Below are 14,598 nucleotides of genomic sequence, written 5' to 3' on the forward strand. Positions count from 1 at the left end.
AAGCCGAGCGTCAATCCGAAACCCGGAATGACGCTCGGCTGTCGAAACCGCCAACCCGCCCGAGCGGGTGCTGTGATGGCCACTGCTGTCATGGAGTTCTGGATCGCCCCACTCGTTCAAGCCAGATTGCCCTCCGCTATGACTTCAAGAGCCTTGGGCGTGCAAGTTCGTTGAAAGATACGGCGCCTACTTCCATTCGCCCAAAGGCGTGTGGATTTTCCTTCTTCGCGGTCATTCGGGCTTTCTCCAGCTCTTCTGACTACTCCTTCCTGCGCAGGTCTCCAGATCTGGTTGGATGAGCATCATCACCGAAATGATAGGGTACGCGTATTCTTCAGTCGTCGAAAAATTAAACCCGGGGGACAAGCCTTGCATGTCGCGACCAGTGTTGGGTCCCGAGCTTCCATCGCGCGCATACCGCCCGGCAGATGGCGTTCGGCGGATCGGACGACAGAATTTGCAGACGTCGTCGTGTGGACCAGGCGACGCCGACAACGACGAAAGCGAAGCTATGGCAGCAAGTAGTAGCGAACACTATCGCGCGCGGGTCGGCCGACGGTCGGAAGTGGGACCCTTGCTCAAAAGAATAGGTTGGCCACGTCACTAAGATATCTCACGCGTTCCCGTGAAGGCATTCTACGCAATACAAAACCAACGCATCATGGAGCGCATAAGTCAGATTAGAAATCCGCCTGGGGAGGAGGATATGAAAAACATCTCAAATGACCTGATGGAAATAGCCGGCCGAATTCGCCCTGCGCGAGAAGCCTTCGCGGAGGCGGACAGGAGGAGGGTCGAATCCGCTTTGGAGGCAGGACGACTTCTTTGCCAAGCCAAGGACGACTGCCTGCACCAACAATGGATGGCTTTCCTGAGATGGGCCGATATGGATGAACAAGAAGCTCGAAAGCTGATGCAGCTTGCCCGCGCGGGACTGACATCGTGCGTCGTTTCGGAAATCGGCGGCATCGATGCGGCACTGGCCTATCTTGTGGAGGCAAGATTGCCCGAGCCGGAAGAGTGCCTGACCGTGGGCCGCATAGGCTGGCCGGAAAAGAACACGCCCTTCGCGATTATCAAACCCAATGCCGCGCATCCCGGCTATTACGATATCGCCATTGCCGACATGTGGGCCAATCCAGCAACGGTTTTCTCATCGAGAAAGCCGCTTCGGGGGGAAAGCATGAGGCAAGCCGACGGGTCGTTCTTCAACAGCCTCTGGCATATTGTCGATCGTGAATTGGATGTCCCGCATTCGCAGCGCGAGTTCCAGATGATGCCGGCGGATCTGTTCTCGCGAGATGGTGCCTTCCTCTTCGCCAAGCCTGTTTCCGCGGCTGACAGTGCGACGGAAAGCGAGGCCCTCAGCTACATTCTTTGAATGTTCGCCGGCAAATGCGACCACGCGCAGCCGGCAACAGTTCCATTGCATGGACCGGAAAATCGCCCTGCCGGCCTCGGCGTGCTCTTGCCTAGCGTTGTTCGTCACGGCAGGACACTCCAGCGCGCAGCCTCACCTGGACGAAGATCTATCAAGCTCAGGCGAGGCTGTTCGAGGGCAATTTCCCGGCTCGGCTCCCGGACGGCAAGTTGAAGCGAGAACCGAGCTACCTCTAAGAGCATGGCAAAAGACCGAACGGCCGCCGACCGGAATTTTGACGGAAAATGAACTCAAGCAATCGACGCGCCAATGAAGCGCCGTCAGCCGGCTTGCAGCCGAGCGTGGCTGCGCGCCAGATCATCTCGTCTCGTCCATTTGCAATGGCCATCAGCACTTAGCGTTGTCAAACCGCGCCAGACGACCGTCCGGGCCTATACCAGGTCTCGGAAGTGGTAATGTCTTATCCGATTGCGCACTCCATTTTCTTGGCCGCTGCTGGCTTAATCGCGTCAGTTGTCATCATCAGAGTGGCGGTTACATGCGCATCGCGATTGTTGGTTCGGGTTACGTGGGTCTTGTATCGGGCGCTTGCCTGGCTGATTTCGGCCATCAAGTCGTCTGCGTCGATAAGGCGGAGGCCAAGATTGCCGATCTCCAGGCCGGAAGAATGCCGATCTATGAGCCAGGTCTCGACGACCTCGTCGACAAGAATTCCGCGAGCGGCCAGCTCACCTTCACCAGCACGCTTGCAGCGGCAGTCGCCGATGCGGACGTGGTGTTCATTGCCGTCGGAACGCCTTCGAGGCGAGGCGACGGCCATGCCGATCTGTCCTATGTCTACGAAGCGGCCCGGGAAATCGCGGCCGCTGTTCACGGGTTCACCGTGGTGGCAATCAAATCCACGGTGCCGGTGGGCACGGGGGATGAGGTCGAACGGATCATTCGCCAATGCAATCCCCTGGCCGATGTGGCGGTCGTCTCCAACCCGGAATTCCTGCGCGAAGGAGCCGCGATCGACGACTTCAAACGACCAGACCGGATCGTTATCGGCCTGCCGTCGGACGAGCGTGGCCGGGAGGTGATGGCGGAGGTGTATCGGCCGCTTTATCTCAACCAGGCGCCAATCCTGTTTACCGGCCGCCGCACGTCCGAGCTGATCAAATATGCGGCCAACGCCTTCCTGGCGCTCAAGATCACGTTCATCAACGAGATCGCGGATCTCTGCGAGAGCGTGGGCGCGAACGTGCGCGAGGTAGCGCGGGGCATCGGGCTCGACAATCGCATCGGCTCAAAGTTCCTGCACGCTGGCCCGGGCTATGGAGGATCCTGTTTTCCGAAAGACACGCTGGCTTTGGTCAAGACGGCGCAGGACAGCGGCGCGCCATTGCGCCTGATCGAAACGACGGTTGCCGTGAACGACCAGCGAAAACGCACCATGGCGCGCAAGATCGTATTTGCCTGCGGCGGCGATGTCCGCGCAAAGACGGTGGCCTTGCTGGGTCTTACCTTCAAACCCAACACCGATGATGTCCGTGAAGCGCCTTCCCTTTCGATCATCCAGGCCTTGATCGATTTTGGAGCACATGTCCGAGTGTATGACCCCGAAGGCATGGATCAGGCGAAAATCGTGCTCGGCACAAGCGTAAGCTATGCCGAAGGCGCCTATGAATGCGCCGAGGGCGCCGATGCGCTGGTCATCGTGACCGAGTGGAATCAGTTCCGCGCCCTGGATTTTGAACGACTGTCCCGCACGATGTCGAAACGGGTGGTGGTCGACCTGCGCAACATTTACCGGCGGGAAGAGATTTCCAAGCACGGCTTCGAGTACGTGAATATCGGTGAGGGAGCGGTCGCAGACAAGGCAGTTTTCGCCGCGGCCGCGGAATGAGGTATCTGATCACCGGCACCGCAGGATTCATCGGTTTTCACCTGGCGCGCCGGCTGCTCGAGGACGGTCATCGCGTCACCGGCTTCGACGGGATGACGCCATACTATGACATCGTCCTGAAGCAGTCCCGACACGCCCTGCTTCAAAGATACGACGCCTTTCGCGCCCATATCGGCCAACTGGAAGACCTGGATGCCCTTCGCCGCGCCGCGGACTCCGCCCGGCCCGATGTGATCGTGCATCTGGCCGCGCAGGCCGGTGTCCGCTACTCAATCGACAATCCGCGAAGTTACACGGACAGCAATCTCGTCGGCTCGTTCAACGTGCTTGAGCTTGCGCGTGATCTCAAGCCCCGGCATTTGCTCCTTGCGTCCACGAGCTCGGCCTATGGAGCGAACGACAAGATGCCATTCGTCGAAACCGACAAGGCTGATTGCCCGTTGACCTTCTATGCGGCCACGAAGAAGGCGATGGAGGCGATGGCGCACTCCTATTCACATATCTTCGGGACGCCGACCACCTGCTTCCGCTTCTTCACCGTATATGGCCCCTGGGGCCGGCCCGACATGGCACTCTTCAAATTTGTCGACGCGATCGAGAACGGCCGTCCGATCGAAGTGTATGGCGAAGGCCTGATGAAGCGTGATTTCACCTATATCGACGATCTCGTCGAAGCCATCGTCCGGCTCGTCGAATGCACGCCGGCGACAGGTCGCGCGGCGTCCGCTCCCGGCGTCGTCGACACGCTGTCACCCGTCGCGCCGTGGCGTGTCGTCAACATAGGCGGCGGCGAGCCTGTCGGGCTGCTGCCTTTCATCGAGACGATCGAGAAGTGCCTGGGCAAACGCGCCATCCGCAAGATGTTGCCGATGCAGGCTGGCGACATGCGGGCAACCTATGCCGACCCCCGCCTGCTGGAGGCCCTTACCGGCTTTCGCCCTTGCACCAGCGTCGAGGACGGGGTGACCGCCTTCGTACGCTGGTATCTGGAAGAACGGCCGTCGCGGCCGACAATAGCCGCCTGAAGCGCGCAGTCCTGTGATCAGTGCACGCGCCTAACTCCTTGGCCCGACACAGGTTGGTCATGCCGAGGCCAGCTTGGCGTGTATCCTGGGCCTCTCGCCATGCCAGGATGTCACCTCAATGGCGGCTCCGTCTCCACAAAGCACTGTAAAGCCGCTGTCGGTATGAGTTTGGACCTGGCCGGTCAGCCCGATATGGCGCCCAGGCAGGGCAAACATGCGCGCCTTCTCGATCACGATCTTGGCACCGGCAGTGAAAGTGAAGGCGCCCGGATAGGGATCGCCGACGGCGCGGACAAAACGAAGGACATTCTCGGCGGCATCGTTCCAGTCGATCATTCCGTCATCGGGCGTGCGCTTTGCGCAGTAGCTGGCAAGGGATTCGTCCTGCGCGACGCCCACGGCTTTGTCACGACCTATCGCCGCCACGACAAGCGGCGTCATCTCGAACAAGGCCTGCTTGTGCTTGTCGTAGAGCGAGCGAGCGGTTTCGTCCGGCGCCACGGCAAAAAGCTTCTGGAGGACGATAGGGCCACTATCGACACCCTCGTCGAGCCGGAAGAAAGTCGAGCCCGTCTCCTTTTCATTCGCAATGATCGTCCAGGGGATCACCGCCCTGCCCCGAAAACGCGGTAACGGCGCCGGGTGAAAGCCGATCGAGCCATATCGGGCGACCGAGCGAAATTCGCCGCGGCAGATCTGCGACCAGCCGACCACCATCGTCAAATCGGGCCGTTCGGCTTCGAGCCTGTCGATCGTGTCGGGCGCATTGATGTCCCTGGTCAGGTGGACCGCGGCCCCGGCCAGACGTGCCGGCCCCGCCAGATCGACGAAATCGGAATGGCGTTTGGAAGCTTCGCCCGCAAGGGTGACAAGCAGCGATGGCGTCATGCCAGCTTCGACAAGGGCATCGAATGCGACCCGAGATCCCTCCACCGCACCGACAAAGGCTATGCGCATGAATTCAAGGCTCCAACTCACCGGCGTGAGCGATAGATGGACACAGATCTCTTCTATTGTCTGCTTCGTTTCTGCGCCCAAGTCCTCCTTTAGAGGTAAACGGCAGCCGGCCATGCATCCCTATGTGCAACTCGTCCCTTCAAAGAAAGCTGGGTATTTAGGGATTGCGACAGCGGGATTGGAATACGCGATGGACAGCTTCGCCGGCTTGGCATTTCTGGATCGCAGCGCCGCTACAGTCGGGAAGGGCGGATCTGATCTTCCACGCATGGCGATCCTGCTTTCTGGACGCCGACGCATTTGTGCTTTCGTCCCGCTACGAAGATTGCGCGGTACTGCTCAAGGCCATGGCCGGCAGCCCGCCCATCGCGTCCTTAGACTGCGACGTCATACATGCTGCGCTGCGATCCCCAAGGACTGAAGACCTGTCACCATGCTGACGACCACCCGTCTGACATTGCATAAGATCGACGCCCGGATCAGGATGACCTGGGCTGCGTCGGGCGCAGACGCGTTTCTTGTCTCCTACCCCAAGTCCGGAGCAACCCAGCTTAGACATATCCTTTCGGAATACTTCAGTCGCCACGCCAACGGCGAGAATGGCGATCTTTCGCCAATGTTCGAGGTTCTTCCGGATTTCGATCTCGATCCGACAAGGGGCATTCCGGCTTTTCGTTACACAGATGAGCGCCATCGCGTGCCGCTCGTCCTGGTTTCGCACCTCACCTACAGACGCTCGCTTTTTCTCAATCGACCCATCATCTTCATGACCCGAGATCCGCGCGACGTAATCGTGTCAGCTTATTTCGATGCCACACGTCACAAACACTGCTTCGAAGGCACCATGGACGCGTTCATTGCCGATCGCGAACAAGGCCTGCCGGCTCTGATAGTATATCTGAATGATTGGGGTAGAGGTCTAAAGCATCACGTGAGTGCAGTATTGGGCTATGGGGAACTGACTGAAGATCCTATGGGTGCCTGCACGCGTATCCTGACATTTCTTGGCCACACACCGTCCGTGCGCGCGCTTCAGGATTCTATCGACGCTTCGCGTTTCGACGTAATGCGTGAGCATGAGATGGCGGGCGGCCTAGCGGCGCACGATGGCGAAAGCCAGCATGCTCGTCTCGGCAAGGTCGGCGGCTTTGCCGACTATCTTAGTGATGCGCAAGCCGAACTCATTGAGCAGACCTGCATCGACTGGCTAACTCCAGCCGCGATGGAACTGCTTCGCCGTGGCGGAACGCGGCTCGTATGCGGCTGGTATGAACTTCGCCGCCAAACCATGGATGAACACGGCCAAGGCGAGATGATCAAGAGAGATCTTCCTGTCATCGAATCCCTTTCCACCAATCCATGCAGCAACTTGGCGGAGATTGCCGAGAAGTATGGAAATAATCCATCGACGTCTTGACGTTAAGAGGGGAGTAAATGCGACTTGCGATTGTGCAGGCGGGCCTGGGTGCGGGAGGGACGGAGCGCGTCGTCAGTCTGCTCGCCGCAGATCGATGCAGGCGCGGAGATGAAGTCCATCTATTTGCTTTCGTGGGAGAGCAAGATAAGAGCTATTTTGCCCTGCACCCGAAGGTCACCGTCCACAGACTTGTAGAGGATGGGGCTTCGCGGCTTTCGAAACTCGGATTTGTCCGCAGCTTGCGGCGCGTGGCCATGTTGCGCGCGGAATTCAAGCAGCTTCAGCCCACTCTGATCGTTTCGTTTCTAACAAAGATTAATATTCTCTGCCTGCTGGCGGCGAAGAATCTTGGCATCCGGGTTATTATCTCGGAAAGGAACAATCCCCAAGCGCAGAAGAAACACGCCGCTTGGCGGCTCGTTTCTGGAATTGTACTTCGGCAGGCGGATCGGCTGGTCATGCAGACTGATGCGATTGTCAAGACGCTTCCAGATACGCTCAGAAAAAAGGCCCACGTTATCGGAAATCCTTGCGAGGTCATCGGAAATCCGTACGAGGCGACCGATGCCTACAAAGACCATGGCAATGAAATGTTTCGCCTGGTCGCCGTCGGACGCCTGGTGGAACAGAAAGGCTTCGACACGCTGATAAAGGCGTTTGCTAAAATCGCCACCGAATTTCCGGCATGGGCATTGACGATCTTCGGCGAGGGACCTGATCGGGTTCTTCTTCAACGTCAGATCAATGCGTTTGATTTGGAGGACAGGGTAAAGCTTGCCGGCATTACCGAGCGTCCGGGCGAATGGGCACGCGACGCCTCCCTCTTTGTCCTGCCGTCACGCTACGAAGGCTTTCCCAACGTGCTGATCGAGGCGATGGCGGCCGGCCTGCCCGTCGTCGCAACGGACTGTGATTTCGGTCCATCCGAAATCGTCGAACCAGGCGTTTCGGGTCTGCTGGTACCAGTCGACGATGTTGCCGAGTTGGCATCTGCGATGGCATGCCTGATGCGAAATAATGCTCTTCGCCACAAAATGGGTAGATCGGCCCGGAAAACGATCGATCGGTTCTCAATGCAGCAGATTGCGGAAAAATGGGACTCCGCTTTGACGAAATTCTGAGTGAAGGCAATCGATCACGAACTCAGTTGTTCAGGTTCGCGATCTGCGAATGAAAATATCCAATGTCGGACAAGAACACCTCGAGCGTTTCAAATCCGGCGCACATATCCTGATGTTCATCTGGAGATGATCTTTGATAGGCGCACTTTACAGCCAATATAACTAAAGCGGCGACCTGCCGCGCGGGGCAAGGCAATGCCCGCACATCGTCCCTGGCTGGGATCGGCCTCAAGACACAAGGCTACATGCAGACTTTCGAGATTGTGTCCCGTGGGGTGGCCTGGCTTTTGATCACTACGAAGCCTTGCGGTTGGCCAGAGGGCGTATCAGCGAGCCGCGGCAGGCATGCTGATGAAAGGAGCATCGCTCATGAAACGCACGTTCGACCTGCTCGGTGCCGCCTGCCTTCTGCTGCTGATGTCGCCCTTCATCGCGGTGCTTTCAATAGCAGTCGCGCTGTTTCTTGGGCGTCCTGTTTTTTTCCGCCAGGAACGTCCCGGCCTGCACGGAAAACCATTCAAGATAATCAAGTTCAGAACGATGACCGATCGTCGGGATCATCATGGCCGGCTGCTTCCCGATGCTGACAGGCTAACTGGCTTCGGCAGCTTTCTGCGCGCAAGCAGCCTTGATGAGCTGCCCGAATTGATCAACGTATTGCGGGGTGAGATGAGCCTCGTCGGGCCTCGTCCACTCTTGATGGAGTATCTCCCCCGCTATAGCCCTGAGCAGGCGCGTCGTCACCAAGTCATTCCCGGCATCACAGGTTTGGCGCAAGTGAATGGCCGCAACGCACTTGATTGGGAGAACCGCTTCGTCCTGGACGTCTGGTATGTCGATCACCGGACCTTCGCACTTGACCTGAAAATTCTCTGCCTGACCTTTTACAAGATCTTCACCCGAGAGGGGATCAGCGCCGCGGGACACGCCACCATGCCCGAGTTCATGGGCTCGCAGGTTTCGCAGTCGGGCGGGCCGTTGAGGACATCTGGATCGCGCCTGCCACGGTTCGCTGCAAGGGTTGCAGCCATCGGTATTCTGCTCGAGCTTGGGACTGCCGCTTTCGTTTTTGTTGTCGATCCATATGGCATCAACCACCATCTTGAGATTCCTGATTTCAATGCCGAAAAGACACATCGCCTTTCGATCGGCACGACAGCCGAGCGCTCACTACGTCTATGGCTCACCGACTACGACACTTTGATCCTCGGCGGCTCGCGGGCGCGCGTCGGGCTTGATCCCGCCGGACCGAGCCTAGCTAGGCTGAAGGCCTACAATGCCGCGGTTCCGCATGCGAGCATGGCCGAACTCTATGACATTGGCATGTTCGCCTTGGCTCATGGCGCCCCCCGCCGGATGATCGTCAATCTCGATTTCTCCATGTTTGAGGCGGACCGAACGGAAACCCAGGATTTTCCGGAGTCCGGCTTTGCCGGGGTTCCAATGCCTATCGTTTATGCGCGGTCCTTGTTCTCCCCCGAAAGCTTTATCGACGCTTTGCGGACGGTGCACGCCAACAGCATTGGATTTCAGGAGACCGACAAGGAAGACGGTTTTCACCAGATCATGTTGGCGCACAATTACAGCTACAGACAGGTGTCCGACCAGAGGCTGAATCGGTTGATGGCGGAGTTTTCGTCTCCCGGCAGCTTCGATTATGACCGCACCAGAATCGGCCTGTTGCACGACCTGCTGGATCGTCTCACCGCCGCTGGAGTAGACGTCACGCTCTTCATTTCACCGATACATGCTCGTCAGATGGAAGCACTCAGGGCCATGGGGCTACTCCCGGTTTACGACCGATGGCGTGTGGATCTGACGTATACTGTAAGTCAGGTCAATGCATCCAAGACAGCCACATCTGAAGTGAAACTGTGGGATTTTAGCGGCTATAACTCCGTTACAATGGAAGACATTCCGGATCCGGGCGATCGTCATCAGACGATGCGGTGGTACTGGAGCTCTGCGCGTTACACTCCGGCCTTGGGAGAGTTGATGCTGGATCGCATGCTCGGCCAGGCCTATTCGGGCCCGTCGGATTTCGGCATATCTCTTACCGGATCCAACCTTAGAGCAGTCCTCGACCAACAGCGAAAGAGGCGCACCATATATGTTGTGCTTCATCCCGAGGAGATTAATAAGATATGGAGCCGTTTGCTTTTTTTTAAATTTACAAAGCCAAATATTTAGGGGGATTTCTCTTTATTAGTTCGGCATCTCTTATAGTTCTACTTTTTCGCGCCGTATATATTTAGCGATAAACCGGCCATGAAGCTGCTACCGCTAATGGGGTAGGCCATCGGTCGTAGCGGCGATCAGGTGCTAGCTTATTGGGGTTGCGACAGGACCAAACTTGGTCGTGGCGGCTTTCTGGTTTCTGCCGATGATGGATGTCATCGGCAGAAACAATCCCAGAGAACGACCAAGGGACGCGTATTGCCGATCAAGAATGAGCGGGGCGACTTTGGCTACGGTTGCGATGATCGGAAAACTGGCTCGACGGGTGCTGCAAGCTGCCAGGCGCAAGAGTGCGGGCCGCACACGCCTGGCCAATATCGCACACCTTCTGACCGGCAATTTTCTTGGCTCATTGCTGGCGCTTGTAGCCTTTACGCTTTCAGCACGAGCGCTTGGCGTGACGAACTATGGTGAGCTTGCATTGATCATCGCGTTCACAAGGGTCGTCGAGCGCGTTGTCAGCTTCCAGTCGTGGCAGCCAATTATCAAATACGCAGCCGGCATGAACGCGTCCGAGGGCCACGAGAATTTGCGCGTCCTCATGAAGTTCGGTCTGCTTATCGATGTCGGCGCCGCTGTCTGCGCCTGGGTCGTCGCCATTGGCGCGGCCCTTCTCATTGCGCCGGTTTTCGGTTGGTCGACGCAAATCGTGCATCTTCTTGTTCTCTACTCCAGCGTTCTGCTGTTTCAGATTTCCGGCGTCCCCGTGGCTGTCCAGCGCATGGCCGGCAACTTCCGCCTCCTCGCCTATGGGCAGTTGCTCAACGCCGTTCTGCGCGTATTGCTGTGTCTGCTCGGCGTGCTGATCAATGGCGATCTCGCTTATTTCACAGCGGTTTGGGCCGGAACGCAGATCCTCGGCTCCCTGGCGCTGCTGACGCTGACCATGCGCGCGCTACACAGGCAGGGTGTCCACAATGTCCTCGGCGCGCCTTTGGCCGGCATCACACGCCGCTTCCCTGGCATCTGGGATTTCGCGTGGTCGTCGAACATTTCACTCACTTTGCGCGCGAGCGCGCAAGAGCTCGATACACTGCTGGTCGGATGGCTAGCCGACCCGGCCTCGGCTGGCTTGTACCAGATCGCCAAGCGCATAGGCCGCGTCGGCCAGCAAGTAGGCCCGCAGGTGCAAAACGTTCTCTATCCCGATGTCGCCCGCCTTTGGGCAAAAGGCAGCATCGAGGAATTCAAGCGGGTGATCTTTCAGACCGAAGCCATGCTGCTCTGCTTTGGCGTCATTTGCGTCCTGGTCGTGGCGGTGCTCATCCGGCCGCTGCTCGCCTGGACCGCGGGACCGGAGTTCATAGGCGCAGCCAGCCTAGTCATCGTGCAGATGGTGGCTGTCACGTTCGTGCTTTCGGGCTCAGCCGCCCGCTCGGCGCTGCTTGCCATGGGCCGGCAACGTGAGGTGTTGCGCATTGTTGTCGTTGCGACAGCCGCCTTCCACGTGACGGCCCTCCTGCTCATCCCGCGGATCGGCGCGATGGGCGGCAATATTGCCCATATCGTCCTGGGCATTCTGTGGGCCTTCGGCCTGGCGCTTTCGTTGCGACAGGCCCTCAAGACCGCCCATCACCCCGACCGGCAAACCCCGCCGGCGGACGCTCTCAACCAAGCAAGTCTTGCCCCTTCAAAGGCGATCTAGATGTCTCTTGCACCTCTTGCATCTCAAGCCCCGGCACCTCAAGCCCTGGTCACTTTGCCTGCAGCGCAGCGGCGCTCGCCTTCCTCACCTTCGTCGCTCACCCATCTGCAACGACTCGAGGCTGAATCAATCCATATCATTCGCGAGGTCGTCGCCGAACTGCGCAACCCGGTGATGTTGTATTCGGTGGGCAAGGACTCCGCAGTGATGCTCCATCTCGCGATGAAGGCCTTCTATCCGTCGCAACTGCCGTTCCCCCTTCTTCACATCGACACGACGTGGAAATTCAAAGAAATGATCCGTTTCCGCGACGAGACTGTCGCGCGGCTCGGTGTGAAGCTGCTGGTGCGTCGCAACGAGGCCGGCCTGGCCGAAGGGATCACGCCATTCACACACGGCTCGTCGACCTACACGCAGATCATGAAGACGGAGGCGCTGAAATCGGCACTGACCTCGCTCGGCTTCGACGCCGCTTTCGGCGGCGCGCGGCGCGACGAGGAAAAGAGCCGCGCGAAAGAACGGGTGTTTTCGCTGCGCAGCGATAGCCACGGCTGGGATCCAAAGAACCAGCGCCCGGAACTATGGAACCTCTACAACGGCCGGCTGAAACCAGGGGAGTCGGTCCGGGTCTTTCCTCTATCGAACTGGACCGAAATCGACATATGGCAATACATCATGAGGGAGAACATCCCCATCGTCTCGCTGTATTTCGCGGCCAAGCGCCCGGTGGTGGAGCGCGACGGACAGTTGATCATGGTGGACGACGACCGTCTGCCGCTTCGCCCGGGCGAATCCCCCGAAATGCGCTCGGTCCGCTTCCGCACGCTTGGTTGCTATCCACTCACCGCGGCCACCGAAAGCACTGCCGCGTCTGTTCCCGAAGTGCTCCAGGAAATGCTTGTCGTGAGGACCTCCGAACGATCGGGCCGGCTGATCGACCATGACGAAGCAACATCGATGGAAAAGAAAAAGCGCGAGGGGTACTTCTGATGCTGGGTTTTGCTCAAACCGCGGAACTCGAATCTTCCTCGATAGACGAGGTCACTTCGCAATATCTTGCCGTCCACGAGAAGAAGAGCCTGCTGCGATTTTTGACATGCGGCAGCGTGGACGACGGCAAGTCGACGCTGATCGGCAGGCTGCTCTACGACACGAAGCTGCTGATGGAAGACCAGCTTGCCACACTTACCCGCGATTCCCAACGCCACGGCACAACCGGCGGCGATCTCGACTTCGCCCTTCTGGTCGACGGTCTCGCCAGCGAGCGCGAACAGGGTATCACGATCGACGTGGCCTATCGTTTCTTCGCCACGGAGCGGCGCAAATTCATAGTCGCCGACACGCCCGGCCATGAGCAATACACCCGCAACATGGCTACCGGCGCATCCAATGCCGACCTGGCGATCATTCTTGTCGATGCGCGGCAGGGCATTCTGACCCAGACACGCCGACATTCCTTCATCGTTTCGCTGCTCGGAATCCGGCATGTCGTCCTTGCGGTCAACAAAATCGACCTGGTCGACTATTCGCAAACGGCATTCGAGGAGATCGAGGCGACCTATCGAAGCTTCGCGGAACCGCTTGGCTTCGTTTCTCTGGAGGCCATCCCGCTGTCGGCGCGTTATGGCGACAATGTTCTTTCGAAAGGCGAGAACCTGCCCTGGTACCGGGGCCCGACGCTCATCGAGCATCTGGAAACCGTCGAGGTGGAACGAGACCGCCGTAGCGCGCCTTTCCGGATGCCGGTGCAATGGGTCAATCGTCCGAACCTCGACTTTCGCGGGTTTGCCGGCACCGTCGCCGCCGGCGTGATCCGGCCGGGAGACCGTGTGGTCGTGGCACGCTCCGGCGTGACAAGCTTGGTCAAGCGCATCGTCACCCAGGACGGAGACCTGTCGGAGGCAGCGGCGGGCGAGGCTGTCACGCTGACGCTCGAAGATGAGATCGACGTGTCCCGCGGCGACGTCCTGGCGGGGGCGGCGGAGCGCCCGGAAGTGTCAGACCAGTTTGCGGCCCATCTGCTCTGGATGCACGAGGATCCATTGATCCCCGGCCGCCCGTATCTGATCAAGCTCGCCACCAGCGTGGTGGGTGCGAGCGTCACGCAGATAAAACACCGGGTCGACATCAATAATTTTGCAAAACTGGCAGCAAAAACCCTCGAGAAGAACGACGTCGGCTTTGTCAACTTGACGACGCAGGCGCCGCTCGCCTTCGACCCCTTTTCCAGCGTGCACGAAACCGGCGCGTTCATCGTCATCGACCGGATCAACAACCACACGGTCGGTGCCGGAATGATCGACTTCAGTCTGCGCAGGGCGAACAACGTCCATTGGCAAGCACTGGATGTCGACATGAATGCGCGGGCGATCGCCAAAGGTCAAAGGCCCGTGGTGCTGTGGTTCACAGGCCTGTCGGGCTCCGGAAAATCGACGATCGCGAATCTCGTGGAGAAGCGCCTCCATGCGCTCGGCAAGCACACCTACCTGCTTGATGGCGACAATGTTCGCCATGGCTTGAACCGAGATCTCGGCTTTACCGATGCTGATCGCGTGGAGAACATTCGACGCGTGGCCGAGGCGGCCAAGCTGATGGTCGATGCCGGACTGATAGCGCTTACTTCATTCATTTCGCCGTTCCAGGCGGAACGGCGGATGGCGCGCGACCTCTTCGGCCCAGGGCAGTTTATCGAGATCTTCATCGATACACCACTGGAGGTCGCCGAAAGCCGCGACCCGAAGGGCCTTTATCGACGCGCCCGAAACGGGCTGATCCAGAATTTCACCGGCATCGGCAGTCCCTATGAACGCCCAGAAGCGCCACAGATCACGGTAACGCCGGATCTGAGCGCCGAGGGGGCCGCGGAAGCGATCGTCAGCTACCTTGAACGAGGCGGCTACCTCGGAACTGCGACCGGGTAACAGGC

10 protein-coding genes and 1 pseudogene are annotated in these 14,598 nt (G+C 58.7%); 9 read left to right on the forward strand and 2 right to left on the reverse strand.

The genetic code is table 11. The annotated features are described in order from the left end of the window. A pseudogene (locus tag LB566_RS30505) lies at positions 1-92 on the reverse strand (molybdate ABC transporter permease subunit); the annotation flags it as partial. A 614-nt stretch (positions 93-706) separates the two neighbouring features. On the opposite strand from LB566_RS30505, the gene LB566_RS24385 reads away from it, so the two are divergent. From LB566_RS24385 to LB566_RS24395, 3 genes are all read left to right on the forward strand, one after another. Further along, positions 707-1,381, forward strand: coding sequence for a hypothetical protein (locus tag LB566_RS24385; protein WP_224628041.1), 675 nt, complete (start codon positions 707-709; stop codon positions 1,379-1,381). 538 nt (positions 1,382-1,919) lie between these two features. Further along, positions 1,920-3,269 (forward strand): UDP-glucose dehydrogenase family protein, encoded by a 1,350-nt coding sequence (locus LB566_RS24390; protein ID WP_224628042.1) that lies wholly within the window; start codon positions 1,920-1,922, stop codon positions 3,267-3,269. Next, positions 3,266-4,294 (forward strand): NAD-dependent epimerase/dehydratase family protein, encoded by a 1,029-nt coding sequence (locus tag LB566_RS24395; protein ID WP_224628053.1) that lies wholly within the window; start codon positions 3,266-3,268, stop codon positions 4,292-4,294. Before LB566_RS24390 ends, LB566_RS24395 begins: the two co-directional genes overlap by 4 nt. A gap of 57 nt (positions 4,295-4,351) precedes the next feature. Here the strand turns inward: LB566_RS24395 and LB566_RS24400 are convergent, their stop codons facing one another. Then, positions 4,352-5,251, reverse strand: a complete 900-nt coding sequence (locus tag LB566_RS24400; RefSeq protein WP_411910506.1) for a formyltransferase family protein — start codon at positions 5,249-5,251, stop codon at positions 4,352-4,354. 433 nt (positions 5,252-5,684) lie between these two features. On the opposite strand from LB566_RS24400, the gene LB566_RS24405 reads away from it, so the two are divergent. The 6 genes from LB566_RS24405 to cysN all read left to right on the forward strand — a co-directional run bounded on the left by LB566_RS24405 (position 5,685) and on the right by cysN (position 14,593). Continuing rightward, positions 5,685-6,668, forward strand: a complete 984-nt coding sequence (locus LB566_RS24405; RefSeq protein ID WP_224628058.1) for a sulfotransferase domain-containing protein — start codon at positions 5,685-5,687, stop codon at positions 6,666-6,668. A gap of 17 nt (positions 6,669-6,685) precedes the next feature. After that, a complete protein-coding gene (locus tag LB566_RS24410; protein ID WP_224628060.1) occupies positions 6,686-7,789 on the forward strand; it encodes a glycosyltransferase family 4 protein in 1,104 nt (367 codons plus the stop codon). A gap of 369 nt (positions 7,790-8,158) precedes the next feature. After that, positions 8,159-9,979: a sugar transferase gene (locus LB566_RS30510; RefSeq protein ID WP_318012871.1), complete on the forward strand. Its 1,821-nt coding sequence runs from the start codon at positions 8,159-8,161 to the stop codon at positions 9,977-9,979. Between the two features lie 289 nt (positions 9,980-10,268). Continuing rightward, on the forward strand, positions 10,269-11,672 hold the full coding sequence (locus tag LB566_RS24420) for a lipopolysaccharide biosynthesis protein (RefSeq protein ID WP_411910507.1): 1,404 nt from the start codon (positions 10,269-10,271) through the stop codon (positions 11,670-11,672). Next, the gene (gene cysD / locus LB566_RS24425) at positions 11,673-12,662 is read left to right on the forward strand and encodes a sulfate adenylyltransferase subunit CysD (protein WP_224628063.1); all 990 of its coding nucleotides are present in this window, start codon (positions 11,673-11,675) and stop codon (positions 12,660-12,662) included. Further along, positions 12,662-14,593 (forward strand): sulfate adenylyltransferase subunit CysN, encoded by a 1,932-nt coding sequence (gene cysN, locus LB566_RS24430; RefSeq protein WP_224628065.1) that lies wholly within the window; start codon positions 12,662-12,664, stop codon positions 14,591-14,593. The genes cysD and cysN overlap by 1 nt, the downstream gene beginning before the upstream one ends. The last annotated feature ends 5 nt before the right edge of the window (positions 14,594-14,598 follow it).

This window comes from Mesorhizobium sp. CA13 (assembly GCF_020165235.1).
Lineage (GTDB): Bacteria > Pseudomonadota > Alphaproteobacteria > Rhizobiales > Rhizobiaceae > Mesorhizobium.

What these genes read in the sequence shown, in the direction of transcription:
- LB566_RS24385 (WP_224628041.1), top strand. Translation starts at nt 707, where the DNA reads ATGAAAAACATCTCAAATGACCTGATGGAAATAGCCGGCCGAATTCGC.
- LB566_RS24390 (WP_224628042.1), top strand. Translation starts at nt 1,920, where the DNA reads ATGCGCATCGCGATTGTTGGTTCGGGTTACGTGGGTCTTGTATCGGGC.
- LB566_RS24395 (WP_224628053.1), top strand. Translation starts at nt 3,266, where the DNA reads ATGAGGTATCTGATCACCGGCACCGCAGGATTCATCGGTTTTCACCTG.
- LB566_RS24400 (WP_411910506.1), bottom strand. Translation starts at nt 5,251, where the DNA reads ATGCGCATAGCCTTTGTCGGTGCGGTGGAGGGATCTCGGGTCGCATTC.
- LB566_RS24405 (WP_224628058.1), top strand. Translation starts at nt 5,685, where the DNA reads ATGCTGACGACCACCCGTCTGACATTGCATAAGATCGACGCCCGGATC.
- LB566_RS24410 (WP_224628060.1), top strand. Translation starts at nt 6,686, where the DNA reads ATGCGACTTGCGATTGTGCAGGCGGGCCTGGGTGCGGGAGGGACGGAG.
- LB566_RS30510 (WP_318012871.1), top strand. Translation starts at nt 8,159, where the DNA reads ATGAAACGCACGTTCGACCTGCTCGGTGCCGCCTGCCTTCTGCTGCTG.
- LB566_RS24420 (WP_411910507.1), top strand. Translation starts at nt 10,269, where the DNA reads ATGATCGGAAAACTGGCTCGACGGGTGCTGCAAGCTGCCAGGCGCAAG.
- cysD (WP_224628063.1), top strand. Translation starts at nt 11,673, where the DNA reads ATGTCTCTTGCACCTCTTGCATCTCAAGCCCCGGCACCTCAAGCCCTG.
- cysN (WP_224628065.1), top strand. Translation starts at nt 12,662, where the DNA reads ATGCTGGGTTTTGCTCAAACCGCGGAACTCGAATCTTCCTCGATAGAC.